At 72.5% G+C, this 509-nt stretch carries 1 protein-coding gene; it reads left to right on the top strand.

The window, feature by feature from the left end; translation table 11 throughout:
• Positions 1–139: 139 nt before the first annotated feature.
• On the top strand, positions 140–509 hold a 370-nt coding region (locus D1614_RS29055), incomplete at its 3' end, for an ATP phosphoribosyltransferase regulatory subunit (RefSeq protein WP_175579332.1).

Genomic DNA, 509 nt, shown 5'->3' with positions numbered 1-509 from the left:
CATTCGCGTCCGACCTGCCTCGGCGGGGCGGCCCGGACGCGCGCGGCCTAAGCCAGGACCGCCCAGGCCCGAGCCCCGCCGAGACCCGGATGGGGCCGGCCTTGCTCCATCCGTCCCCGCACCGATCCGGAAGACGTTGATGGACACCACCGCCGAACAGACCGCCGCCGAAACCGAGGCGTTCCGACCCGAGGCCCGCAATCCGCGCGGCTTCGCCGACAAGCGCGCCCGCGACCTGCGCGCCGAGCGCCACATCGTGCGGGCGGTGTCCGAGGTCTACGAGGCCTGGGGCTTCGAGGCGCTCGACACCGGCGCGTTCGAATACGCCGACGCCCTGGGCAAGTTCCTTCCGGACGCGGATCGCCCGAACGAGGGCGTGTTCGCCCTGCAGGACGACGACGAGCAATGGATGGCGCTGCGCTACGACCTGACCGCGCCGCTGGCCCGTTTCGCCGCCCAGAACTGGGAGACCCTGGCCAAGACGTTCAGCCGCTACGCCTACGGGCCGG

The sequence above is a fragment of the Maribellus luteus genome, from assembly GCF_003576475.1.
GTDB classification, from domain to species: Bacteria; Bacteroidota; Bacteroidia; order Bacteroidales; family Prolixibacteraceae; genus Draconibacterium; species Draconibacterium luteum.
Note: the sequence above shows the minus strand (reverse complement) of the source record. Positions and strands in the feature narration are given on the sequence as shown.